This is a genomic window from Parafrankia sp. Ea1.12 (assembly GCF_900465275.1).
Lineage (GTDB): Bacteria > Actinomycetota > Actinomycetes > Frankiales > Frankiaceae > Parafrankia > Parafrankia soli.
In genome coordinates, this window is sequence record NZ_UBIZ01000111.1 from 1 (window position 1) to 505 (window position 505).

The following is a 505-nucleotide window of genomic DNA, read 5'->3' on the forward strand; positions in this document are numbered from 1 at the left end:
ACCCGGACGACCTTGACGCCTGGCGGGCCGCGGTACGCCCCGAGACGCGGGCCTTCTACGGCGAGACGATCGGCAACCCGCGCGGGGACGTCTTCGACACCGAGGGCGTCGCGGCCGTCGCGCACGAGGCCGGGATACCTCTGATCATCGACAACACCCTGGCGACGCCCTACCTGTACCGGCCGTTCGAGCACGGCGCCGACATCGTCGTGCACTCGGCGACCAAGTTCATCGGCGGCCACGGCACCTCGATCGGCGGGATCATCGTCGACAGCGGCCGGTTCGACTACGGCGCCAGCGGGCGGTTCGCGAACTTCACCACCCCCGACCCGAGCTACCACGGCCTGGTCTACTGGGACGCCCTCGGTCACGGCAGCTACATCGCCAAGGCCCGGGTGCAGCTCCTGCGCGACCTCGGCCCGGCCGTCGCGCCGCTCAACTCCTTCCTGTTCCTGCAGGGCCTGGAGACGCTGTCACTGCGGATGGAGCGGCACAGCGGCTGGTC

General features: G+C 70.5%; 1 protein-coding gene. It reads left to right on the forward strand.

Annotated features, from left to right (window positions below):
* Window positions 1–505: PLP-dependent transferase (locus FMEAI12_RS02530; RefSeq protein WP_200835164.1), on the forward strand; the 505-nt coding region annotated here is incomplete at both ends.